Below are 2,173 nucleotides of genomic sequence, written 5' to 3'. Positions count from 1 at the left end.
GTAGTAATTAAATTGACACTTAATTCTAATCCATCGTCTATCATCGCTTGTTTAAACACATCTACCATTATTCTCCTAATTCTTTTCGCATATTCATTAATAGTTGCTTCCGTATAATGAAGATTATGCTTATCTTTCATTATTTCGACAATTTCACTTCTTTTTTTATCTTGATTTTTTGGATTATATAGAAGTTGAAATAAACAACTATGATCTTGATTTTTTATCAAACCAGTATTTTGCAAGATCCAGTTTAGAAATGCTTTTTGCAATAGGTCTTTATCTTTAGTCCCTATCCTGTCAGGAATGCCAACCATTTTTAGTTCAAAAATAATCAAAAAATTAATGGAGATATTTAAAGATTACATCATTTCCTCGGATTTGTCAATATTTTTATGAGAAAGAGAAAGCAATGTTATTAATTGTTATTAAAAGTTATGTACGGTTATTTAGAGCTATTTAGAGTTATTTAGAGTTGTTGGCTGATACCAATTTGTTATTCAGTATCTATTGAATGTTATTTGCTCTGAATGTTTGACTTGAATCATCAACTTAATTAATTCACAGGAGTTGACAGCTAATGCCAGTTTACAACGGTACAATTTACAATGACTTCTTGTTCGGCAGTTTCGGTAATGACACCATGTACGGGAATGAAGGGAATGATAGCATTTACGGCCAAGGAGGCAACGACTACATCGACGGTGGAATAGGCAACGACTACATTGATGGTGGAGATGGTGCAGATATCATCTTCGGCCGCGCTGGAAATGACAATGTCTTCGGCGGAAACGGTAGTGACTTGCTCATTGGCGAAGCGGGTGCTGACACTTTATCAGGCGGAAACGACACTGATTATCTCTTTGGCGGAGCCGACAACGATGTTCTATTAGGAGGCGCTGGGAATGACTTTGTCTATGGCGGCTATGGCAATGATATCCTCACTGGCGGCACTGGTGCCGATGCCTTTTTTTTCGGTTCTCTTCTAGAAGGAGTTGACGTAATCAAGGATTTTCAGTGGATAGAGGGCGATGTCATCCAGATCAGTAAGTCCGGATTTAATGCTAGTAGCCTTAGCCAATTTAACTACAATAGCTTAACAGGTGGGTTAAGTTTTCTTGGGCAACAATTCGCAACCATTGAAAATCGCCCCGCCGGGTTTGCTGTCTCTTTAGATGTTCAGCTTATTTAATTGGTTGGGAGTGGGCGGGCGAATCTTTTGGTTCGCCTGTTCCAGACGACTGGGCAATTTTTGCTCACTGATCAAACTAAAAGCATGAACCTTGTTCTCAAGGAACAAAAGATAACGAACAACAAAAAAAGAATTAATTTTTGAGGAGCAACAAAAATGTTCAATCCCTGCAACCCCAAATATCCCTTATTTACTTTTGCTATTGCTTTATTCGTTGGCGGTATTACTAATCCAAGCAGTGCAGCAGAGTTTAAATTTCCTGATCAGGTTGATATTTACGTTAAATCCTTAGGAGGTGGTGCTGGTGCCAATTCTGAGTTTGGTCTTGGGACTACTTCAGAAAACTTTGTTCCAGTTCTTTCAGGATTGCCGAATAATCCATCAACAAACAGTGAGGTTTTTTTGGGGTCTTTTAATCCAGATCAACCAATTCCACTGGCAGTTTTAACTAACTGGAATGGTCAAAGTTTTTTCGCTACAATTGGAGGCACAGATATGGCTTCACAAATAGTTTTTTCGGATCTAGATAATAGCCTTGGTTTCGGAGGAAATACATTTGAGTTACTAGATACTAATATCTTCTTAGCTCATCTTGATGACGCTGCATCTTTCACTGTAGATGATGATGACGATGATGTTCTTGTTCAGATTCGTGTTGCATCTAAAAGAACGACTCCAGAATCCAGCAGCGTTCTTGCTTATATTACCCTTGGGGGTTTAATGCTAGGGAGTGCTATCCGCAAAGCCAGAAAGTGATCGCATTGTAGCTCGCTATTGGGTTGTTGTCAAACGAACAAGTCTCAATGGGTTCCAGGAGAAATTGTCACAGCGGGGCAAGTAGTAAAAGCGATTATTCTTAACGGATTGGGATTTGTCTCCCGATCCTTGTATTTATTTCCTCAATTTTTTGAAGATAAAGCAACCGAACATCTGCGGGGAGATGGCATCGAACCCAAACACCTGAATGATGATAAAATTAGT

The 2,173-nt window shown here is 38.8% G+C and carries 2 protein-coding genes and 2 pseudogenes; 3 read left to right on the top strand and 1 reads right to left on the bottom strand.

Annotated elements, in window-relative coordinates:
• Positions 1-317 (bottom strand): annotated as a pseudogene (locus tag PX636_RS04685) (hypothetical protein); the annotation flags it as partial.
• A gap of 263 nt (positions 318-580) precedes the next feature.
• Between PX636_RS04685 and PX636_RS04680 the strand changes: the two are divergent.
• The 3 genes and pseudogenes from PX636_RS04680 to PX636_RS04670 all read left to right on the top strand — a co-directional run.
• Positions 581-1,192 carry a calcium-binding protein gene (locus PX636_RS04680; protein ID WP_061433275.1) on the top strand — a complete coding sequence of 204 codons (612 nt, stop codon included), beginning with the start codon at positions 581-583 and terminating at the stop codon, positions 1,190-1,192.
• 156 nt (positions 1,193-1,348) lie between these two features.
• Positions 1,349-1,948, top strand: a complete 600-nt coding sequence (locus tag PX636_RS04675; RefSeq protein ID WP_002795574.1) for a hypothetical protein — start codon at positions 1,349-1,351, stop codon at positions 1,946-1,948.
• 60 nt (positions 1,949-2,008) lie between these two features.
• Positions 2,009-2,173: pseudogene (locus PX636_RS04670) on the top strand (DUF4277 domain-containing protein); the annotation flags it as partial.

The sequence above is a fragment of the Microcystis sp. M53598_WE2 genome (assembly GCF_030067735.1).
GTDB classification, from domain to species: Bacteria; Cyanobacteriota; Cyanobacteriia; order Cyanobacteriales; family Microcystaceae; genus Microcystis; species Microcystis aeruginosa.
This window is presented reverse-complemented; position numbering and strand designations above follow the sequence as displayed.

Bases quoted from the DNA above. Each gene is read 5' to 3' on its own strand.
- PX636_RS04680 (WP_061433275.1), top strand. From the start codon at position 581: ATGCCAGTTTACAACGGTACAATTTACAATGACTTCTTGTTCGGCAGT.
- PX636_RS04675 (WP_002795574.1), top strand. From the start codon at position 1,349: ATGTTCAATCCCTGCAACCCCAAATATCCCTTATTTACTTTTGCTATT.